This is a genomic window from Novipirellula galeiformis, assembly GCF_007860095.1.
GTDB lineage: Bacteria > Planctomycetota > Planctomycetia > Pirellulales > Pirellulaceae > Novipirellula > Novipirellula galeiformis.
Window position 1 is genome coordinate 517,749 of record NZ_SJPT01000003.1, and the last position, 26,351, is coordinate 544,099.

The window sequence follows — 26,351 nt, forward strand, 5'->3', positions numbered from 1 at the left end:
CAACGGCTGAGCCAATCATAACGGTCGTCGCGGATAGCTTGCCCGTTCGGAATCTTCGGAATTATCCGCAACGTCGACTCAACCCGGTTTCTTTTTCTGATTGTAGAAGTCGAGGGCCAAGAGGGCGAATATAGATACTAGACCTTGCTGCATCTCCCCCCCGAGAAACGGAGTGTAACTTTGAGCCGTATGAAGGAGTCGCGAGCAGGTCGCCCCGTCAGTTTGCCCCGCCGACGAAACGCCATGGATTGAAATCGATGAGTCGCGAATTCGACTTTTACCCTCTCGAAGATCGCATCCTGCTTAGCGGCGACGGCATGGATGGTCTCGATGGCTCGATGGACATTGATCTCGATCTCGAGGCGGCGTTATTGAGTCAGCTGGCCGAGGTCGATGGAGAAGCCGCTGGTGATGTCGCGACGCCAACCGCACAGCCGCTGCCCACCGACCACGATGTGATCGACATTGCCACCGTCGATGTTGCCGAAGCCGAGGTTCTCGATCCCGCACTACCGATCGAAGTCGTCTTCGTCGATGCCGGTGTGGAAGATGCAGAGACGTTGATCGAGGGACTGCGGGCCGATGTGGACGGGCAAACCCAGTGGTTGATCGTGCGTTTGCAGGCTGACCAAGATGGTATCCTGCAAATTACCGAGACGCTTCGCAATTTGACCAGCGTCGATGCGGTTCATTTGCTCAGCCACGGTGACGGCGAGGGCATCCAGCTCGGCAATTCACGTTTGGATCTCGATGCGGCACCGAACTACGCGGGCGAGATCGCGTCGTGGGGCCATGCACTCGATAGCGATGCGGACTTGTTGATCTACGGTTGTGATCTGGCGTCGACCGAATCGGGTCGCGATCTGATCGACATCCTAGCGGTCGTCTGCGATTGTGACGTTGCGGCAAGCGATAATGCGACCGGCAATGCGGAACTCGGCGGTGATTGGATATTGGAGTATGCCGTTGGTGAAGTGAATACCGAGGTGGCGTTCGGCTTCGCCGCACAGGCGTCGTGGCAACATACGCTGGATATTTCATCGAACTTGGTCCTGCACCATCGATTCGACACTGATACCAGCGATAGCAGCGGAAACAATTACGATGGAACCCTGCAAAACGGGGCGGTGATCGACACCAACAGCGGTACCAACCAGATCGGCGATGGCAAGCTGAATCTGGATGGCAGCAACGACTACGTTGACTTCAGTCCGCACGTGAGCAATCTACAGGGAATCACCACGGGAACGATTTCTGTCTGGGTTTATCACGACGTTAACAGTCGCGATGTCATTTTTGAGACGTCCGACAGTGGTGACGATGACTCCCGAGTTGCGATCTTTAGAGACTCCGATGGCTCCTTTGATTTTTACGTTCGCGAAGGTTCAACGACGCTGTTGGATGTCCACACCGCAGCCGGCGTGATTCCCCAGAACACTTGGACTCACGTCGCCGTGACGGTGGACGCCACTGGCAACAAATTGTACGTCAACGGCGTACAGCAATCGGTTACCTACGCAACGGGTTCATCATCGACCAATCGTTTCTTTGATGATGTCGCAGATCTCGACTTTGGCAGCTGGGGCGTCGACAAGTACGGCGGCTCTAGTTTCACACGCTACTTCGATGGTTTTCTTGATGATGGGCGTGTTTATGATCGTGCCCTGAGCAGCACCGACATTTCAGAATTGTATGCCGCGACCGGTACAGGCACATCCCTCGTCAGCTTCCAACAGGACGTGAATGGCTACACGGGCACGCAAGATACCGAGTTACGCCAGACGTCTCCGGGATCGAATTACGGTAGCTACACAACGCTCCCCATCGACCTGCAAAACAGCGGTTCGAATACAGAATCGCAAGCGATGATTCGGTTTGACGATCTGTTTGGTACCGGTCCGGGCCAGATTCCGCTCAATGCTCAGATCGTTTCGGCTTCACTAACCGTCGAAGCGATAAGCGGATCATCGGGAACGATCAGCCTGTACCAAATGCTTGGCGACTGGAACGAATCCACGGCCACATGGAGTTCGTACACCGATGGGCTGGATGCGGACGGCGTCGAGATGTCGTCGGTTGCCGACAGTCAGTTAACCAGCCCTTCGACTGGCTCGGTAACCTTTACGGGCCTCGAGTCCGCGGTACAGTCTTGGGCCAATGGCAATGCGAATTACGGTTGGGGCATCCTAACAAATTCGACCGACGGCTTTGATTTCTACTCCTCCGAAGGAACAACCAAACCCAAACTAAGCATCGAATACGTGATGCCGGGCTCGCAATTGTCGACTGCCCATGCACTTGTGGTCGATACGGCAAGCGACGTCTGGGATGGAGATACGACGTCGATCGATTCCTTGCTAGCCAACAAGGGTTCCGATGGAAAAATCTCGCTGCGAGAGGCGATCCTTGCTGCTAACAGCACGCAAAACAATGGTGCAACCCCGGATCAAATCACCTTCGCCATCGACAGCGGTACCCAAACGATTCTTGTCGGTGCCGGTGGTCTTCCCATGATTGTTGACGCCGTCAATATCGACGCGCGAACTCAACCCGGCTACACCTCGTCACCGCTGATTACGATTGACGGCAGCGGTGCAACCGGCTCCACAGGCGGACTCGTGTTACGTACTAACGACAGCACGATCAGCGGCTTTGCCGTGATCAATTTCCCTGATGAAGGGATCGAGATCGATGGATCCACCGGCTACGGCGACAACAACATCATCCAGTACAACTATGTTGGTTTAACGACGTCCGGGACCGCCGCAGGCAACGCCGACGACGGAATTTTGATTTCCGAAGATGCCGACGACAATATCGTTCGTAACAACGTTGTCGGTTCCAATGGCAATGACGGTATCGTGATCCGCAATACCGACAGCGACAACAACTGGGTCTACGGCAATACGGTCGGTCTCGCTCCGAACGGAACGACGATTCGATCCAACGGTCGCTATGGTGTGTCCGTCTACGACGCGGGCACAGGCAATGTCATTGGTTCCAATGGCGACGCCAGCAACGATGCCGCCGAGCGCAACGTCATTTCGGGTAACACCAGCGACGGCATTTACTTGTACAACGCTGGCGGCACGGTAATTCGTGGGAACTACGTTGGTACCGATAGCGTTGGCACCGCGATCCGTGGCAATGCCGGTTACGGCATACTGATCAGCGACTCCTCGAGTGTCACAATCGATGCGAATGTGGTGTCAGGAAATTCGTTGGCGGGGATAAGTTTGTGGGAAACCGGCACCACCTTGGCCACCGTAACAAGCAACTACATCGGCACCAACGCGGCAGGAACGTCAGCGTTAGGCAATAGCAACGATGGTATCAAGATCGGCGGCGGAGCGAGTAACAACACGATCGGGGGTGACCGCACGCTCGGTTTAGGCAACGTGATCTCCGGTAACAGCGGGGCCACTTCGGATGGGATTGAACTCAGCGGTTCAGCCGGCAGCACGAACGATAACAAAATTTACGGCAACTACATCGGAACCGATGTAACGGGAACCGCGGCTATCGCCAACGGGCGACACGGCATTGTCGTTTATAGCGGAGCCCAGAACACTCTGATCGGTGGCACGGGCACCGGACAGGGCAACATTATTTCCGGCAATACGACTTATGGAATCATTGTCGATGGAAACAGCGGGACGACGACAACCGGTACCGTTATCGCTGCCAATTACATCGGATTAAATCTCGCGGGAACGACCGCAATCGCCAATGGCGGCGGCATCGTCGTATTTGGTGGTGCTCGATCAACAACGATCGGCGGCACGACTGCCGCACATCGCAACCTCATTTCCGGTAACGACGGTCTTGGTATCAACATTACTGGCGCCACGACGGAAACGACCACGGTCGCAGGCAACTACATCGGCTTGGGCGCCGATGGGACAACCATTGTCGCAAACACAAGTCACGGCGTCTCGATCAACAGCGGGTCCGATAACAACACCATTGGTGGGATCACAGCCGCATCGCGCAACATCATCTCCGGAAACGATGGATTCGGTATCTATCTCGGTAGCGGATCAAACAGCAATCAGATACTCAGTAATTACGTCGGCACGGACGCCGCGGGCGCAGTGGCCAAGGCGAACCTTGACGGCATCTGGATCGAAGGCGCCAACAACACGATTGGCCAAACGGGTGCTGGCAACTTGATCTCCGGTAACGCCTATTATGGACTCACGCTTGACGGAGTAGGGGCAAACAACAACACAGTCCAAAACAATTACATCGGGACCAATGCAACCGGTACGGGCCCCGTCGCCAACGGTGCAGACGGCGTTTCTATTGTCAATGGCGCGCACGACAATTTGATCGGCGGAACACTTGCGACACAGCGGAATATCATCTCGGGCAACGCCGGTGACGGAATTCAGATCAGTGGGTTGACCTCGAACGCAAACACGATTCAGGGAAACTACATCGGCACCGACGTCACCGGATCAGCTGATCTTGGAAATGCGGGCAATGGGATTTACGCGACAGGTGGCGACAATTTGGTGGTCGACGGCAACCTCGTTTCCGGGAACGGTGGTTACGGAATTTACTTAAGCAGCACGGGCGTGACCAACGCCACCGTGACCGGTAACACGATCGGTCTGAACGCAGCCGGAACAGCCAGCCTGCTGAACGGAAACCACGCGATCTACCTGAACTCCACGTCGAACGCGATGATTGGAGGCACGACGGTTGACGAGCGAAACGTAATCAATTCCGTGGGCGGATCGTACGGGATTTATGTGCTGGGAACCACAGATACGTCGATCATTGGAAACTATATCGGAACTGACGCGTTGGGGACGACGCGGTTGTCGGCGGGTAGCTTCGCGATCTATGTTTATAGTTCTGCGAACACCATCATCGGCGGGACGACCACGACCCACGCCAATGTGATCGGCGGCTACTCGGTCACTGGTGTCAATATCTACGGCGCGGCGAGTGCTGGGACCCAAATCCAGGGCAACTTCATTGGCACCGACGTCGGCGAAACGCTCGATTTGACAAACGGACTCTACGGCGTTGTCTTGCAGGGTTCAGCGGCCGGGATCTTGATTGGCGGCAGCGGTACCACTTCAGGAAACGCGATCGCCAACAACAGCACCAACGGAATTCGTGTGTTGAGCTCCGCCGGGGCAGGCAACAGTTTCCTCCGCAACCGAATTTTTAATAACGGAGCGATTGGTATCGACCTGGATGGTGACGGTGTCACCAACAATGATGCGGATGACGTCGATGGAGGAGTCAACAACGGGCAAAACTTCCCAGTCATCACACAAGCAGTTCTTGACGGAACGAACTTAACGATTAGCGGCACCATCGACACGGATGGTCCGCTGAATACGAAGTACCACATTGAGTTCTACGGCAACGCCTCGGGGACTCAAGATACGACTCACGGAGAGGGCCGTTACTACCTGGGCACAACCACCGTCACCGTGGACGGTAGTGGCGATGGCACGTTCAGCGAATTCCTGCTGACAGGTGTCGCACTCTCGGCTGGAGACTTTGTTACGGCAACTGCCACACGAATCGACGATGCTGGACAAGTCGGCCTCGATGATCAATTGGCCTATGGAGACACGTCGGAGTTCGGTGCGAATTTCGCGATCGCACCACTCAACAGCGATCCAGTCGTGACATTTGGCAGCGGAAACATCACCTACGCCGAAAACGCAGGTGCGGTTTTCATTGATGCAACTGCAACCGTGACCGATGCTGATGGAACGGACTTTGACGGCGGTGTGCTTTCGATCAGCATTACGGCCAACGGTAGCGGTGATGATCGCATTCGCATCAACAACGAAGGCATGGCAGCTGGACTCGTCGGCGTGACGACCGGTCCGAACCAGGTCTACTACGGTGGCGTGTTGATCGGAACATGGAGCGGAAGTGGTGCACCGCTGGCGATTACTTTCAACGCTTCCGCCGACGCGACAGCCGTGCAAGCGGTCGTCCAGAACATCACGTTCGAGAACAACAGCGACGTTCCTTCGGGGTTAACGCGCACTGTTGAATTTCAGCTGACCGATGGCGATGGCGGATCCAGCACCGCCATCACCAAGGACATTGACGTCACCCCGGTCAACGATGCGCCGACGTTTGGCAGCGATGGCGATGGCAGCACGACGGTCCCCATCCCCGGAAGCCTGTTCGATCTCGGATTCAACAGCGTCGTGCAAGCGGATGGCAAGATCGTGATGGTCGGCGCAGCGTACTTTGCGGATAACGACATCACCGTGGTCCGCTTCAATGCCGATGGTACGCTCGATTTGACGTTCGGCGGAGGCGATGGGATTGCAACCCTCGACGCAGGCGGTGATGAGATTGGGGTGGACGTCGCGTTGCAGGCCGACGGAAGGATTGTGGTTGCGGGGACTCGAGACGGCGACTTGATCGTTGCTCGCTTTACTGCGACCGGCGTGCTCGACACGTCTTTCGATAGCGATGGCTACGCGATCACGGACGTCAGTGGAATCGACACGGCGTCGGGTATCGCCATCCAAAGCGATGGAAAGATCGTGGTGCTGGGAAACAGCGATGCAGGCGGCAACAATTTTTCGGTCGTGCGTTACAACACCGATGGGTCGCTGGACACCACCTTCAGCGGCGATGGCAAAGTCGAAATTGATTTCGGGGCTAGTTCGGACGATGTTGCCAATTCGATCCTGATTCAAAGTGACGGCAAGATCGTTGTGGCCGGCAAAAGCAACAACCAATTTGCGATTGCGCGTTTGACAAGCGGCGGCGTGCTGGACACCAGCTTTGATACCGACGGACTGGTGTCGACCGACTTTGGTGTGGGTGACGAGACCATTAGCGGATTGGCTCAACAATCCGATGGCAAGATCATCGCGGCGGGAACCGCAAACCTCGATTTCGCACTTGCACGCTACAACACCGACGGATCGCTCGATAGCACGTTTGACGGTGATGGTCTGCAAACCTCGGACTTGGGTGCCACCGAACGAGCGTATAGCGTCGCGTACACCTCGACGGGAAAAATTGTGGTGTCGGGCGTGACCGACTTGATGGGCAGCAACGATGTGATGCTGCAGCGTTACAACGCCGACGGCAGCCTCGACACTAGCTTTAACACCGTGGGAACTGTCATCACGGTAACCAACACTACCAATGAGTACGCGTACAGCGTGCAAGTGTTCGCAAATGGATCGATCTCCGTTGCCGGCAACATGCAAAGCAACGGCTTCTTGCTGAACCAGTACAACGAGGACGGCAGCCTCGATACAAATTTTGCCCCCACCGCCAATTTAGTGGATGCGAATCCGACCTATGTCGAGGGTTCTGCTCCGATTGTGTTGGACGCAAGCGTCAGCGTGTTTGATCGTGAACTGAGTGCTCAAGATAATTTCACTGAATCCACGATTGCTCTTCTTCGCCGCGCGGGGGTCAACGGCGAAGATGTGTTTGGATTCAGCGATGGCAATGGGCTGAGCGTCTCTGCCGGATCGTTGTACAAAAACGGTCAAATTATCGCAAGTTTTTCCCTCACGACTCCAGGCTTGGTCGTCGTCACGTTTACCGATGCGAATGGTGAGACGCCCACCCAAACCGATGTCAACAATGTACTGCGACAATTGACGTACGCCAATAACAGCGACGCACCCCCGGCTTCGGTGGAATTGCTGTGGTATTTCTTGGATGGAAACACGGGGGAACAAGGCTTAGGCACAAGCCTATTCATCACCAGTGTGACGACCGTCAACATCACTGCCACCAACGATGACCCGACAAACGCGGGCAGTTTGCCAAGCGACATCACGGTCACCGAGGACGTGTCGGGCAATGTCGATCTCTCCCAGATCAACCTGAGCGATGTCGACGAGGGCGGTGGCGATCTGACGGTGAAGTTAGCCACATCCACTGGCGGAAATTTGTCAGCGATTAGCGGTGGCGGAGTCACGATCGGTGGTAGCGGCACGGGCACATTGACGTTGACCGGAACGCTGGCCGATTTAAACACCTACCTCGATACCGCCAGCAACATTCAGTATCTGCACTCCACCCCCGATCAAGCCGGAGACGATGCCGACACGATCACGGTGTACGTCAATGACAACGGCAATACCGGCACCGGAGGTGGCAGCGACGTCAATCTCGGCAGTGTTAACGTCGACATCACCAACGTCAACGACGCTCCGGTCATCACCAGCGATGGCGGCGGCGACACCGCCAACGTCAATGTCAACGAGAATTCAACCGCGGTCACGACCGTCACCGCGAGCGATGTTGACTTGCCTTCGCAAACGCTGACGTTTTCGAAATCCGGCGGTGCCGATGCGGCCTTGTTCACGATCGATGGGTCGACAGGCGCTCTGACGTTCATCAGTGCGCCCGACTATGAAAATCCAACTGACGTTGGAGGTGACAACACCTACGAGGTCATTATCCAAGTCACCGATGGCACGCTCACTGACACGCAAACGATCACCGTCACGGTAACCGATGTCGCCGATGGGATCCAGGTCACGCCGATCGACGTCAGCCCGATCGGAGGCGAAACGCGTGTCAACACGACCACCGGCGACAACCAATCGATTAATGCCGGAGTCGCACAAGCGATCGCCACGGATGCCAACGGCAACTACATCGTCGTCTGGTCCAGCAATGATCAAGACGGTGATCTGTATGGCACCTATGGCCAACGTTTTGACGCCGAGGGTCAAGCGTTGGGGGTCGAATTCCAAATCAACACCACGTCAACGGATCAACAATTCAGCCCTACCGTGGCGATGGACGCTGCGGGAAATTTTGTCGTCACTTGGATGAGCAATCTGCAAGACGGCGACGGCTATGGAGTCTATGCTCAACGCTACAATGCCGCAGGCGTAGCGCAAGGTGGCGAGTTTCTCGTCAACACCACCACATCGGCAAGCCAAACTTCGCCTGCGATTGCCATGGCGGCCGACGGAAGTTTCGCCATTACATGGACCGACAGTGTCCACGACCCCGACGGCAGCATCGGCATCTATGCTCAGCGTTTTGATGCCAGCGGCGTGGCGGTCGGTGGTGAGTTCCGCGTCAACAGCTACACCACCGGTGTCCAGCAGATCACTTCCATTGCGATGGACGATGCCGGGAATTTCGTCATTGTGTGGGCGAGTAATGGACAAGACGGATCGAACTATGGCGTCTATGCCCAACGCTTTGATTCCGCCGGCGTCGCGCAAGACAGCGAGTTTCGTGTTAATACCACGACCACCGATGCTCAGCTTTATCACGATGTTTCCATGCTTTCGGATGGCCGATTCGTGGTCGCCTACCAAAGTCGCAGTGGCAGCGATTTCGAAGTCTACATCCAACGATATGCTGCCGATGGAACGCCCGTGGGTGGTGAAACACAGGTCAACACAGTCACCGTCAGCGGCGTTCAACCTATCCCGTCAATCTCCGCCGACGACGCTGGCAACATTACCGTGGTGTGGAACAGCACCGCCGATGGGGATGGGACCGCGGTGATTGGCCAACGGATGGATTGGTCCGGCACGAAGCTAGGCGGCGAATTCATTGTCAACTCAACGAGCTCAGGCAACCAAACCTACCCCGAGGTCGTGGCTCAGCCCGGCGGTCGTTTTATTGTCGCTTGGGGCGGCAACGGTGACGGCGATGCCGATGGCGTGTTTATGCAGCGTTACGGGCTAACCACAACGGAAGCCGGGGGAACCGCAACCTTCGAAATCGTGCTCGAATCTCAGCCCAGCGCTGACGTCACCATCCCAGTCATGGTCAGTGATGGTTCCGAAGGCAGCGTCTCGGTCGGATCGGTCACCTTCACCTCACTCGATTGGAATATACCTCAAACGGTCACGGTGACGGGGTTACAAGACTATGTCAACGACGGCGATCAGTCGTACACGATCGTGCTGGGAACTGCGACCAGCAGCGATGCGAACTTCAATGGCCTGGATCCCGAAGATCTGGTCGTCCTCAATGCGGAAGTTCCCAATACGGCACCGACCAATACCGTTCCAGGCGACCAAACGACGGGCGAAGACACCCCGCTTGTCTTTTCCAGCGGCAACGCCAACGCAATCACGATCAGCGATGCGGATGCGGGCGGAAACGAACTCGAAGTCACGTTGACGGCAACCAACGGGACGATTTCACTTGCCACACTGAGCGGTTTGACGTTTTCCAACGGCGATGGAACCTCCGATGCAACCGCGACGTTTACGGGAACGCTTTCAGCCATCAATGCCGCCTTGAATGGACTGTCATTCACCCCAACCGCCGACTTTAGCGGTGCGGCCACCCTCTCGATTGCGACGAACGATCAAGGCAACACCGGTACCGGTGGCGCACGGAGTGACACCGATGTGGTCAACATTTCGGTGACTGCGGTTAACGACAGTTCTCCGGTCATCACCAGCGATGGTGGTGGCGACACCGCTAACATCAATGTCGACGAGAATACGACCGCGGTCACCATTGTCACCGCGACCGATGCCGACTTGCCGTCGCAAACGTTGACCTACAGCATCTTCGGCGGTGCCGACGCTGCGAAATTCAACATCAACAGCGCCGATGGTACGTTGATCTTTGTCGCCGCTCCCGACTTTGAATCGCCCGCGGACGTGGGCGGCGACAATGTTTACGACGTGATCGTGCGAGTCAGTGATGGCACGTTTACCGATGATCAAGCGATCGCGGTAACGGTTGTGGACGTCTCGAACGTATTGGTCGTTACCACTGCGACCGACAACAACGACAGCGGCATCCTGGTTGGCGCCAGCTATGACATTGAATGGCTGAACGCAAACAAGGGAACCGATGGCGAGATCAGTCTTCGTGAAGCGATCATCGCGGCGAATAACACCGCCGGCATGGACACGGTCAGCTTCAATATCGCAGGTGCGGGGGTGCACACGATCGGGCTGTTGAGTGTGCTGCCGAGTATCACCGAGGCGATCACGATCGATGGATATACGCAATCGGGATCGAGCATCAACACAGCGACCAACGGCAGCAACGTGGTACTGCAAATCGAGCTCGACGGAACTAATACCGGGGCGGGAGCAAGCGGATTGAAGTTGGTGGCGGGTTCCGATGGCAGTACGATTCGCGGCTTGGCGATCAATCGTTTTAGCGGCAGCGGCGTCGAGATCAACAACAGCGACAACAACACCATCGTCGGTAACTTTCTCGGCACGAGCGTCGACGGAACGAGCGGCCAGAGCAATGTCTATGGCGTCAACGTAACCAACGGCGCGAACAACAATACGATCGGTGGCTCGGCTGCGGGCGACCGCAATGTGATCTCCGGCAACACCACCGCTGGTGTGTTCATCAGCAGTTCGGACAACATCGTCGCGGGCAACGTGGTCGGTTTGAATGCAGCGGGCAATGCCGCGATCGCGAATACTCGCGGCGTTTATCTTCTGAATGCCGCCAATACCCTGATCGGCGGAACGACCGCCGGTGCGGGAAATGTGATCTCGGGCAACAGCATTGATGGGGTATTAGTCACCGGTGCGACGTCGGCTGGGACGCGGATCGAAGGCAACTATATCGGTACGAACGCCGCTGGCGACGCTGGAATTGCCAACTTGATCAAGGGCGTCGGGCTGACCACCAATGCTACCGGAGTCACGGTCGGAGGCAGCGCCGCAGGTGCCGGCAACGTGATCTCGGGTAACTCGAACACGGGCGTTTACATCGCGAGCGGCGGCAATCTGGTCACAGGCAACTTTGTTGGACTCAATGCGGCGGGCACCGCGGCGGTCGCCAACGGCACCGGCGTTTATATTTACCATGCGGCCAACAACACGATCGGCGGCACGAGCGCGAGCGAACGCAATGTGATTTCGGGTAACACATCCAACGGCGTCTACATTAGCGGATCCGGATCGACGGGAAATATCGTCCAAGGCAACTACATCGGGACCAACGCAGCGGGCGATGCTGCGGTCGCAAACACGGCGACCGGCGTCAGCATCGCCGCCAGTGCAACCAACAATACAATTGGCGGTTCCGTTACTGGCACAGGCAACGTGATTTCTGGGAATTCGACTTATGGTGTGTACGTCAATGCATCCAATAACACCGTCGCCGGAAACACGATCGGTTTGAACGCCGCGGGCACTGCCGCGATCGCCAACAACTACGGCATTCATCTTCTGAACGCCGCCAACAACGTGATCGGCGGCACGACAACGGAAGCACGCAATGTGATCTCCGGAAACACAGTCGATGGAGTCTATGTCAGTGGCGCTACGTCGACGGGCAATTCGATCCAAGGCAATTTCATTGGTACCAACGCCGCAGGAACCTCTGCGATTAGCAACGGCCGCTTTGGCATCAGCCTGATCAACAACGCCTCAGCAAACACGATTGGGGGTGCAGTCAGTGGCGCTGGAAACGTGATCTCAGGCAACGTCAGTTCGGGCGTCTATGTAAGTGCATCCAACAACACGCTAGTCGGCAACACCGTCGGCTTGAATGCGACGGGAACCGCAGCGATCGCGAACTACTCGGGCATCCACATCAACAATGTCTCTGGCACGACGATCGGTGGCACGACGGCACTGGCCCGCAACGTGATCTCCGGCAACACCAGCGACGGTGTTTTCATCACTGGCGCCTCGGCGACCGGGAACCTCGTGCAAGGCAACTACATCGGAACAAACACCGCTGGCACGAGCGGCATTGCAAATATTAACGCAGGGATCAACATCCAGTCCAATGCGAGTGGCAACACGATCGGCGGTGCAGTGGCCGGTGCTGGCAACGTGATTTCTGGAAATCAGAGCATGGGGGTCTACGTTGCTGCGCCCAACAATACGCTGAGCGGAAATATCGTTGGACTTAATGCTGCTGGTGACGCGAAGGTTGCCAACGCCGGATTTGGAATTTATGTCACCAGTGCCGGTGTTGGCACGTCGATCGGCGGAACCACCTCGCTACAGCGCAATGTCGTCTCGGGTAACGGCGCGGACGGAATTGTCGTCGACGGCGGTGGATCAAGCTCCGCGATGAACGTCATGATCCAAGGCAATTACGTCGGCACCAATCTCGCGGGAACAGCGGGGCTGAGTAATTCGCGTCACGGCGTCTATTTCTATAACGCTGCAGCAACCAACACGCTGGGCGGTACCGTCAGCGGTGCTGGCAATGTGATCTCGGGCAATGCGAGCTACGGTGTGCTTGTCGAAGGTACAAGCAACCTCGTTGCCGGAAACACCATCGGACTCGATGCCGCCGGAACCGCAGCGATCGCCAACAGCACAGGCGTCTACATCAACAATGTCGGCAGCACCACGATCGGCGGCACGACGGCACTGGCCCGCAACGTCATTTCCGGCAACACCAATGACGGTATTTATATCACTGGCGTCTCGGCGACCGGGAACCTGGTTCAAGGCAATTACATCGGCACTAACGCAGCGGGAACCGCGGCGGTGGGTAACGGTAACGCGGGGATCAACATCACTTCCACCGCGGCTGGCAATACGATCGGCGGAACGGCCGCGGGTGCAGGTAACCTGATCTCAGGGAACGCAAATTACGGCGTCTACACCGCTGCGAGTAACACGACGATTCAAGGGAATTTCATCGGCACCGATGCGTCTGGCACAGGTGCGATTGCCAACGGTGCTGACAATTCCGCGACAGGTGGTATTTACATCGCCGGTGGTTCGGGGAGCACGATCGGCGGAACGAGCACGTCAGCTCGCAATGTGATCTCAGGCAATGGCGGTGCCGGAATTTGGATCAACGCAGGTGGCGACACCACGACGATCCAAGGCAATTACATCGGTGTGGATGTGACGGGTGACACCGCACTTGGAAATGGCCGCTGGGGCGTGGTGAACCAATCGGGCGACAATGTCCAAATCGGTGGTACCGCGGCGGGCGCCGGGAATGTGATCTCGGGAAGCACCAATTCGTCCGGCGGCGTGTTCATCGGTCCGACCGCAGATGGAACCGTCATCGAAGGCAATCGCATCGGGATCGGTGCAACGACCACTTCCGCGCTCAGCTCCGTTCAAGTCGTAGGTATCTGGCTCGCAAGCGGCTCAACGAATACACGGATCGGCGGCACCACCGCCCCCGCCGGAAACATCATCGCTGGCAACGGTGTCTCCGGTGGCATCAAGGTCGTTGGAACTTCCACCGGCAATACGATCCAGCGGAACAGCATTTATGGCAACTTGGGAATCGGCATCGATCTGAACGACGACGGCACGACGACCAATGATGGTGCGAAGACGGGCGGCGCGGCTAACTTGCTGATGGATTCTCCGGTGGTCGGCACCGCCAACCTTGTCAGCAACGATCTGTTGTTGGCTGGCTACGTCGGATCTGCCGCGAACCAGGCCACATTCGCCAACTCACGCGTTGAGTTTTTCATCAGCGATGAAAGTTCAGCTTACGGCAGCGGCCAGACGTTCCTGGGCTTCTTGACCACCGATGCCAGCGGCAACTTCAGTGGTACGCTAGACGTAACCGGCCTCGGGCTGACCCAGAGCTCCAGCATCACGGCGACCGCCACCGATAGCTCCGGCAACACATCCGAGTTCGGGGTCAATTTCGCAGTCAACGTTGCTCCCACTGCGGTCACGGATAACCTCACAGCGGTCGAAGCGGGCGGCGTTGGCAACGCTACCGCAGGAACGGATCCAACCGGCAACGTACTCACCAACGACACCGATCCTGACTCCGGCGATAGCCAAACCGTCATCGGAGTCGCAGCGGGAACCGTTGGCAGCGCATCGGGCAATGTGGGCAGCAATGTCACCGGATCGTTTGGCACGCTACAAATCGATTCCAACGGGGCGTACGTCTACACGGTCGACAACAGCAACGCGGCCGTGCAAGCGTTGCGAAACAGTGGCGATACTCTGACGGACGTGTTCACGTACACGATGAATGACTCGGGTGGCATGGAAAGCACCACTCAAGTGACGATCACGATCGAGGGTGCCAATGACGCGCCCGAGGCGGCCGATCTCACCAAGACAATCAACGAAGATACTCCGTTGACGCTCGCAGCGGCGGATTTTGGCTTCACTGATGTCGACAGTAGCGACTCCATGATCGCCGTCCGCGTCGATGTGTTACCGGCGGCCGGAACACTCAACTTAACCGGCAGCGGGCCAGTGACCGCCGGACAGGTCATCACGATCGCTGACATCAACGCCGGCAAGCTGATCTTCACACCGGCGGCCAACGACAACGGAGCGGGATACGCGTCGATTGCCTTTAGCGTGGCCGACGCGAGCAACACGTTTGACGGCAGCCCCAATACGATCACGATTGACGTGGCCGCGGTGAACGATGCGCCAGAGCTCGATAACTCCGAAACGTTCACACTGACCGGTATTACCGAAGACCAGACTAACAACTCGGGTGATACGGTCGCTTCGATCATTGCAAGTCTGTCGGGCAACCGGATCTCCGACGTCGACGCCAGCCCGAGCGAAGGGATTGCCATTCAATCGATCAGCGGTGGCAATGGAACTTGGCAATATTCGCTCGATGGTTCAACTTGGACCGATGTCGGCACCGTCAACACGACCACGTCGCTACTGTTGCGATCCAGCGACTATTTGCGTTATGTCCCTGACGCGATGAACGCCGATACATCATCGGTGTCGTTTGTTGCCTGGGATCAAACCACGGGAACCGAAGGCACCAAAGTCAGCACCGCAACCACCGGCGGAACCACCGCGTTCAGCGACAATGTTGGGTTGGCGGAAGTGACGGTTACCGCCGTAAACGATGCACCAACGATCACCGATTCCGCAACCGTCACTCTATCGGGAACCAACGAGGACACTCCATCCACACCCACCAGCGTCGACTCGATCGTGTCGTCGGCGGGATGGGCTGACGTCGATACGGGCGCGGTCAAGGGGATCGCCGTCACCGGACTTACCGGAAACGGAACTTGGCAATATTCGACCGATGGTTCGAATTGGACGTCGTTTAGCGGGATTTCGGGTAGCACCGCATTACTGCTAAATGCGTCGACGCAAATTCGTTACCAGCCCGATTCGCTGAACGGCGAAACGGCGACCTTCGACTTTGTTGCTTGGGATACCACCACGGGATCCGCTTCGTCGTTTGGTTCACCGTCGTACGCCGATCCAGACAGCGGAGGCGGCACGACGGCGTATTCGAGCGAAACCGCCACCGCTTCGATCGTGGTCACTGACGTCAACGATGCCGTGGTCGCGGTCGCTGATACCGACACCGCGACCGAAGCAGGCGGTGTGGCCAATGCAACGGCGGGTTCCAATCCGTCGGGCAACGTGCTGAGCAACGACATCGAATATGACACCGGCGATACGCTCAATGTGACTGGCGTCGCGGCGGGCACGGTGGCTTCGGCCGCGGGCAATGTTGGCACCTCGGTGACGGGAACCTATGGCGACATCAGCATTGCCTCCAACGGTGCTTACACGTACACAGTCGACAATAACAATGCGATCGTCCAAGCATTGAGAACGTCCGGTCAAACGATCACTGACACCTTTACTTACACGGTCCAGGATTCGGGTGGATCGTTTGCGTCGACTCAAATCGTGATCACGATCGAAGGACAAAATGATGCTCCGGTTGCAGTCACCGACAACGCGGTTGCCATCGAAGCGGGTGGTGACAATAACGCCAGTGCTGGAACGAACCCGACCGGCAATGTTCTGACCAACGATACCGATGTCGACTCGGGTGACACCAAAACCGTCACGGGCGTCGTGGTCGGTACCGCGGGATCGGCCAGCGGCAATGTGGCTTCGGCATTGGCAGGAAACTACGGTAGCATCACGATCAATGCCAATGGCTCGTACATCTACAACGTCGACAACAACAACGCGGCGGTGCAGGCACTGCGAACTTCGTCCGACACACTGCAGGACGTGTTCACTTACACGATGCAGGACACGGACGGGTCGAGTTCGACCACGCAAGTCACCGTAACGATCCAGGGCCAGAATGATGATCCGGTTGCGGTCGATGACACTGCGGTCGCAGTGGAAGCAGGCGGCACAAGCAATGGGACCGCTGGCATAAATCCAAGCGGCAATGTGCTCGGCAATGATACCGACGTCGATTCGGGCGACACCAAGACCGTCGTCGGAGTTGCCGCAGGATCACAGAGCGTGGCATCCGGGTCGGTCGCGACCGGAGTTAACGGTTCGTACGGTTCAATTCAAATCGCAGGCGACGGCTCCTACACCTACACGGTCGATAACAGCAATGCTGCGGTGCAAGCACTGCGAACATCGGGACAATCGCTGTCGGAAATCTTCACGTACACGATCCAGGACGCCAGCGGTGCGGACTCGACTGCGGAAATCACGGTCACGATCACCGGTGCCAATGATGCCCCCGATGCAGTGGCGAACGCCGCCACGGCAACCGAAGCCAGCGGGATCTTGAATAACATTTCGGGAACCAATCCGTCGGGCAACGTGCTCACCAATGACACCGACGTCGACGCGGGCGATACCAAGACGGTGACCGGCGTGGCAACCGGTGTGCAAGGATCAACCTCGGGCAACGTCGGCAGCACCGTAGTGGGAACCTACGGTTCGTTGGTGATTAATTCCAACGGAACCTACACCTACACACTCGACAATGACAACGCTGCGGTCGAAGCACTTAACGACGGCGATTCGCTTTCGGAAACGTTTTCGTACACGATGCAGGACACCGCCGGGTTGGCGTCGACAACGCAGCTGGTGATCACGATCGATGGTCGCACGGATCAACCGGTCGCCGTGGCGGATATGGATACATCCGAAGAAGCGGGCGGTGTGGGTAATGCCACACCTGGTTCGAATCCATCGGGCAATGTGCTGGACAACGATGTCTCCGGCAACGGTAAAACGATCGTCGGCGTGGCAGCAGGCTCGACGGGATCAGCGAGCGGCAACGTGGGCACCACGGTGACGGGGACTTACGGAACCGTGGTGATCAATTCGGACGGTACTTACACCTACACGCTGGACAATAGCAACCCAGCGGTCGAAGCGCTACTGAATTCGGGCGATCACGTTACCGATATTTTTACTTACACGATGGAGGACACGTTCTCGAACATGTCCTCGACCGAATTGACGATCACGGTTGATGGTCAGAATGATGCTCCTGAGTCAGTCAACGACACCTCGATCGCCGTCGAGTCGGGTGGTGTTGCCAACGGCACCGCGGGCAGCAGCGCCACTGGCAACGTGCTCAGCAACGACACCGACGTCGACTCGGGCGATACAAAATCGGTGATTGGGGTCCAGCTCGGCACTGTCGGATCCGCATCCGGATCCGTCGGTGCGTCGGTCACTGGCAACTACGGCCAAATTGTGATCAACAGCGATGGCAGCTACACCTACACGATCGATCAGAATAACGCGGCGGTCCAGGCTTTGCGGACCGCGAGCGACACGCTGCAAGAAATTTACACCTATACGATGCACGACACCGCAGGTTTGGAATCCACGGCGCAAGTCACCGTGACGATCCAAGGCGCCAACGATGCTCCCGTTGCAGTGGTGGATACGGCAATCGCGTATGAAGCGGGTGGTGCGGGCAATGGCTCGGCCGGCGCCGATCCGAGCGGTAACGTTCTAACGAACGATACCGACGTCGACAGCGGCGATACCAAAACTGTAGTGGGCGTGGCTGCAGGAGTGCAAGGGTCCGCCTCGGGATCGGTCGGATCGACTGTCACCGGATCGTATGGCTCAATCACCCTGAATTCGGACGGCAGCTACACGTACAACGTGGACAATGACAACGCTGCGGTCCAGAACCTGCGCACCAGTGGTGAAAGTCTGAATGATGTTTTCACTTATACATTCGAAGATACCGATGGGCTGAGTTCGACGACTCAAATCACCGTCTCGGTTCGTGGTGCGAACGATAATCCCGACGTGGTTGCCGATACGGCGATCGCGGTCGAAGCGGGTGGTACCGCAAACGGCACCGCAGGAACGAATCCGACCGGCAATGTGCTCGCTAACGATAGCGATAACGATGCCGGAGACACGATCGTCGTCAGCGGTGTGACCGCAGGCACCGCCGGATCGGCGACCGGATCGGTCGGCTCGAGTGTGGCCGGTTTGTTCGGTTCGATCAACATCGCTTCGAACGGCAGCTACAGCTACACCGTCGATAACAGCAACCCCACGGTCCAAGACCTGCTCAACAGCGGCGACACGCTGACCGATGTTTTCACCTATACGGTCGAGGATCTCTCCGGTGCGACGTCGACCACTCAGGTCACGATCACGATCCAAGGTGCCAATGACGCTCCGGTTGCGACCGTCGACAGCGCCCATGCATACGAAGCGGGCGGCGTCGCCAATGGGACGGCCGGTACTGATCCTTCCGGTAACGTGCTGACGAACGATGACCAAGTCGACGCGGGCGACACATGGTCAATCACGGGGGCCGCTCAAGGAGTCGTGGGATCGACCAGCGGGTCGGTCGGTTCATCGATCACCGGGAACTTTGGCGCGATCACGATCAATTCGGACGGCAGCTACACCTACAACATCGATAACGATAACGCGACCGTTCAGGCGCTGCGAACCGTCAGTGATACGATCACCGATGTATTTTCGTACACGGTTTCGGACGCAGCGGGTCTGAATTCAACCGCTCAAATCACGATTACGCTGCATGGAGCAAACGATGATCCCGTCGCCGTCGTTGACCCCCCTACCGCCGTTTCGGCGGGCGGCTACGCAGGCGGCACTGCGGGGACCGATCCGACCGGCAACGTCTTGACCAACGATACCGATGTCGACTCGGGCGATACCAAAACCGTCGACGGCGTGGCGGCTGGAGTGCAAGCGTCCGCGAGCGGCTCGGTCGGATCGGCTGTCGCGGGAAGCTATGGTTCGATTTCGATCGCTGCCAATGGCGCCTACACCTACACGGTCGATAACAACAACGCGGCGGTTCAGGCACTGCGGACCAGCAGTGATACGCTGACCGACGTCTTCACCTACACGATGATCGACGCCAGCGGGGCTGCGTCGACGACACAGGTATCGGTCACGATTCAGGGGGCGAACGACGCACCGATCGGAGTCGATGATACCGCCACGGCGATCGAAGCAGGCGGTGTCGGGAATGCCACCGCGGGAACCAATCCGACCGGCAACGTGCTGACCAATGACACCGATCTGGATTCGGGTGACACGAAGACGGTCAGCGGCGTCGCGGCCGGTTCACAAGTCAGTGCATCGGGATCGGTGGCTACTGGAGTGTCGGGAACGTACGGCCAGATCACCATTAATTCCGACGGATCGTACAGCTACGTCGTCGACAACAACAACGCAACCGTTCAGGCACTGCGAACCTCGGGCGACACGTTGACCGATGTGTTCACTTACACGATGGTGGACACCGCGGGACTCGACAGCACCGCTGAAATCACGGTCACGATCCAAGGCAGCAACGACAACCCAGTAGCGACCGCCGACACTCCGACCGCGGTCGAAGCAGGCGGAATGGCCAACGGCACCGCGGGCACCGATCCAACAGGCAATGTGCTCAGCAATGATACTGACGTGGACGCGGGAGACACAAAAAACGTGGCAGGTGTCGCTGCGGGCGTCCAAGCATCCGCGTCGGGCAGTGTCGGTTCGTCGGTGACTGGATCGTACGGATCAGTGACCATCAACTCGGACGGCTCGTACACCTACGTCGTCGACAATAGCAATTCCGCGGTACAAGCCTTGCGAACGGCCAGTGATACGCTGCAAGACGTTTTCACCTACACCGTGGTCGATGCCTCAGGCGCGGATGCAACCACGCAAGTCACGATCACGATCCAAGGCCAAAACGACACGCCGACGGCCGTCGGCGATAACGCCATCGCGGTCGAAGCAGGTGGCACGACCAATGGTACCGCGGGTACAAATCCGACCGGCAATGTGTTAACGAACGACACCGATGTCGACTCGGTTGGCAATGGCGAAACGAAAACAGTCAGTGGCGTTGCCGCTGGAGTTACTGGATCCACATCGGGTTCCGTGGCCTCATCGGTTGCCGGTTCGTATGGTGCGATCACGATCAACTCCGACGGCTCGTACAGCTACGTCGTTGACAACAATAACGCGACCGTCCAAGCACTCCGCAACAGCGGTGACACGCTCGACGACGTGTTCACCTACACGATGACCGATACGGCCGGGGCGACCTCGACCACGCAGATCACTGTCACGATCCAAGGCCAGAACGACGCACCGACCGCCGTTGCGGACAATTCAATCGCGGTTGAATCGGGCGGACTCGCTAACGGCACTGCGGGTACCGATCCAACGGGCAATGTTCTGACGAACGACCTCGATCCCGATTCTGCTGGCAACGGCGAGACGAAAACGGTCACAGGAGTCGCGGTCGGCGTTGTTGGGTCGGCATCGGGTTCCGTCGCTTCCTCGGTGACTGGTTCGTATGGTGCGATCACGATCAATTCGGATGGCTCGTACGCTTACGTGGTCGACAATTCGAATGTCGACGTGCAAGCCCTTCGTAACAGCGGTCAAACGCTTGACGATGTATTTACTTACACGATGACCGACGCGGACGGAGTTGCCTCAACAACCCAAGTCACGGTCACCATCCAAGGCCAAAACGACACGCCGACAGCCGTCGTTGATAACGCGGTTGCTGTCGAAGCGGGCGGCCCCGCCAATGGAACCGCGGGAACGAACCCTACCGGCAATGTTCTAACGAACGACACCGATGTCGACTCGGTGGGCAACGGCGAAACGAAATCGGTCAGTGGTGTTGCTGCTGGAGTCGCGGGATCCGCGTCGGGATCGGTTGCATCTTCGGTTGCCGGGTCTTATGGTGCGATCACGATCAATTCCGACGGCTCGTATTCCTACGTGGTCGACAATTCGAACGCAGACGTGCAAGCACTTCGCAATAGCGGCGACACGCTCGACGATGTCTTTACTTACACGATGACCGACGCAGCCGGGGCGACCTCGACCACGCAGATCACGGTCACGATCCAAGGCCAGAACGACGCACCGACCGCCGTCGCAGATAATCTGATCGCGGTTGAATCGGGCGGACTCGCTAACGGCACCGCTGGCACCAATCCAACCGGCAATGTTCTGACCAACGATCTCGATCCCGATTCTGCTGGCAACGGCGAGACGAAAACGGTCACAGGAGTCGCGGTCGGCGTTGTTGGGTCGGCATCGGGTTCCGTCGCTTCCTCGGTGACTGGTTCGTATGGTGCGATCACGATCAATTCGGATGGTTCGTACGCTTACGTGGTCGACAATTCGAATGTCGACGTGCAAGCCCTTCGTAACAGCGGTCAAACGCTTGACGATGTATTTACTTACACAATGACCGACGCGGACGGGGTTGCCTCGACCACGCAAGTCACGGTCACCATCCAAGGCCAGAACGACACGCCGACAGCCGTCGTTGATAACGCGGTTGCCGTCGAAGCAGGCGGCACCGCCAATGGAACCGCGGGAACAAATCCGACCGGCAATGTGTTAACGAACGACACTGATGTCGACTCGGTTGGCAACGGCGAAACAAAAACAGTCAGTGGCGTTGCTGCTGGGGTGACCGGATCCGCATCCGGTTCGGTCGCGTCTTCGGTTACGGGTTCTTATGGTGCGATCACGATCAATTCCGACGGATCGTACAGCTACGTCGTTGACAACAATAACGCGGACGTCCAGGCACTTCGCAATAGTGGCGATACGCTGGACGATGTGTTTACCTACACAATGACGGATACGGCCGGTGCGACCTCGACCACACAAATCACGGTAACGATTCAAGGCCAGAACGACGCACCGACGGCGGTGGTTGATAATGCGATCGCAGTCGAATCAGGCGGTTTGGCCAACAGCACGGCAGGTACAAATCCGACCGGCAATGTGCTCACGAACGATAGCGATGTCGACTCGGTTGGCAATGGTGAAACGAAATCGGTCAGTGGCGTTGCAGCCGGGGTGACCGGTTCGGCATCCGGTTCGGTGGCATCTTCGGTTGCCGGTTCCTACGGTGCGATCACGATCAATGCCGACGGATCGTACATCTACGCCGTCGATAACAATAACGTCGACGTGCAAGCACTTCGCAACAGCGGCGACACGCTCGACGACGTGTTTACCTATACGATGACGGATGCGGACGGAGCGACCTCCACCACACAAATCACCGTCACGATCCAAGGCCAAAACGACACACCAACCGCCGTGGTCGACAACGACATTGCAGTTGAAGCAGGCGGTTCGGCTAACGGAACCGCTGGTACAAATCCGACTGGCAACGTGCTAACGAACGACACTGATGTCGACTCGGTTGGCAATGGCGAAACGAAAGCAGTCAGTGGCGTTGCCGCTGGAGTCACGGGATCGGCGTCGGGATCGGTCGCATCGTCAGTTGCCGGTTCGTACGGTGCGATCACGATCAACAGTGATGGATCGTACAGCTACGTTGTTGACAACAATAACGCAGACGTCCAGGCACTTCGCAACAGCGGCGATACACTGGATGATGTCTTCACCTACACGATGACCGATACGGCCGGGACAACCTCGACCACACAGATCACGGTCACGATTCAAGGCCAGAACGACGCACCGACGGCGGTGGTTGATAATGCGATCGCAGTCGAATCAGGCGGTTTGGCCAACGGTGCGGCAGGTACAAATCCGACCGGTAATGTGTTAACGAACGACACCGATGTCGACTCCGTTGGCAATGGCGAAACGAAATCGGTCAGTGGCGTTGCCGCTGGAGTCACCGGTTCGGCATCCGGTTCGGTGGCGTCTTCGGTCGCTGGTTCCTACGGTGCGATCACGATCAATGCCGACGGGTCGTATTCCTACGCCGTCGACAATAACAACGTCGACGTGCAAGCACTTCGTGACAGCGGCGACACGCTCGACGACGTGTTTACCTATACGATGACGGATGCGGACGGAGCGACCTCCACCACACAAATCACGGTCACGATCCAAGGCCAAAACGACACCCCCACGGCCGTGGTCGATAATGCCATTGCAGTTGAAGCGGGCGGCACTGCCAACGGAACCGCTGGTACAAATCCGACTGGAAATGTTTTAACGAACGACACTGATGTCGACTCCGTGGGCAACGGCGAAACCAAGACGGTCAGCGGTGTGGTTGCGGGAACGACCGCCAGTGCCACGGGTTCGGTCGGAGCAAATGTCTCAGGTTCTTACGGCGCGATCACGATTAACTCCGACGGTTCGTACAGCTACGTCGTTGACAATAACAACGCGGCGGTGGAAGCATTGCGAACCGCATCGGACACGCTGACAGACGTATTCACCTACACGATGGTCGATGCGTCGGGGGCCGAGTCCACGGAGCAAGTGACCATCACGATCCAGGGCCAAAACGACGCGCCGCATGACATGACCGCGACGGGGATGACGATCGACGAAGGACTCGCCAACGGCCAGATCGTGGGCACCGTCTCGACCGACGACATCGACACCAGCGACACCACGTTGTATTCGTTGACCGATTCGGCAGGCGGCCGATTCAACATTGATGCGTCGGGCAACATCCTTGTGGCTGATTCGAGTCAACTCGATTACGAAGCCGCCACTCAGCACGACATCACGGTGCGTGTGCAAGACGCTGCCGGGGCCACGTATGACGAAACGTTTACCGTCTATTTGAACGATGTCAACGAATTCAATGTTGCCGCGGCTACCGACACCGATGGCAATCCAAATCAAGTCAATGAAAACGCAGCGTTTGGAACGACGGTCGGTATCACCGCATTGGCGGTCGACCCCGACGGCACCTCTAATAGCGTGACCTACTCGTTGTCCGATGACGCGGGAGGACGATTCACGATCGATTCGGCCAGCGGAGTGGTGACCGTTTCAGGGTCCGTGGATTACGAGACTAACACCAGTCATACGATTACGGTTCGAGCCGACTCGAGCGACGGTTCGTTCAGCTTTGCTAATTTCTCGATCGCAGTGATCGACGTCAACGAAGCTCCCGTGGCAACCGGCGACCACTACTCGATCAACGCCGGAGAAACGCTCTCGTTGGCGGCTCCGGGTGTGTTGATCAACGACAGTGATGTCGATGGCGACCCGCTGCAGTTGCAACTCGTCTCGGGACCTAGCCACGGAGTGCTCAGCATCTCGGCCAACGGAAGTCTGGTCTACACGCCCAGCGGTGCCTACTTTGGCAGCGATACGTTTACCTACCTCGCCAGCGACGGCAGTTTGAATAGCGATGTCGTGACAGTCACGATCACCGTGATTGCTGGCGGCGGCGGAAGTGGAGGCTCCAGTGGAAGCGGCTCGGGCGATGGCGGCTCGGGCGATGGGGGCTCAGGCGATGGCGGCGGCGACACCAGCGGCGGAGGAGATACATCCGGTGGCAATTCCGGAGACGGAGATAGCGGCGATGGTGGATCAAACACCACCGGCGGAGTCACCACGGTACCGACTTATGTAACCCCTCCTACACAAACGGACACGTCGGCGAACGAAAAAGAACACGCTCCACGGAGCACTTTTTCAGACTCGGATCGTAATTCGACAATTCAACTCGGAGACAGCGAACACGAAGAATCGCAAAACGGTTCGGAGCGTCACGGCTTTACGTGGGGCGGTTCCTCGAACATGCACTTAAAACGGGGCATCACCCAGATGTCTCATATGCTCGACGAGTTATTGATCGTCGATTTGGTTCAAGCGATTCAATGGACCGAATGGAACAATCAGAGCTCCGCCGCAGCGGAAGACTCGACCTATTTCGGAGCCGGCGAAATTGGCGGACTGGGCGTAGGTGCGGGGCTGGCGTCGGTCGGTTACGTGCTGTGGGCACTCCGAGGCGGCGTGTTGTTGACCACCATTTTCGGCAGCATGCCTGCGTGGCGAATGATCGATCCCACCGCCCTGTTAACCGCATACCGCGATGGAGATGGGATTCGTAAATCCAAAGCCGATGTGACAACGTTCTTGGATTAAGTGAATTCGGAGCACACGGCTCCATTGATCTCAACGGCCTAAGAAACTCTGGGATCGGAATGGCACAACGGGCACGCGTCCTTGCTCAACGCGCGTAGGCTGGCGTCGAGGCGATTTGATTCCGAAACGTCAGCGAGAACAGAAGCAGCGAGATGGGTTGAACGACATCCGACAGTGGTATCCTAGAATGGCCTCATCGGCGTAACCGTCAATATCGATCAACTCAACCCTACTTTTCTCACCGTCCAGGGCAATCGAACTGAATTAGCATTGGAACGTTTAGCTGTGATCAAGAATTGAGCGTATTCTCTGACCCAAACCGAGGCGATGGGCCCGTCGATTGTTAGACCGAACGAC

At 57.4% G+C, this 26,351-nt stretch carries 1 protein-coding gene; it reads left to right on the forward strand.

Annotation, left to right across the window (positions count from 1 at the left end):
- Nucleotides 1–257: 257 nt before the first annotated feature.
- Complete coding sequence (locus Pla52o_RS09950) at nucleotides 258–25,994, forward strand: VCBS domain-containing protein (RefSeq protein ID WP_146594449.1); 25,737 nt, start codon at nucleotides 258–260, stop codon at nucleotides 25,992–25,994.
- Nucleotides 25,995–26,351 lie beyond the last annotated feature (357 nt).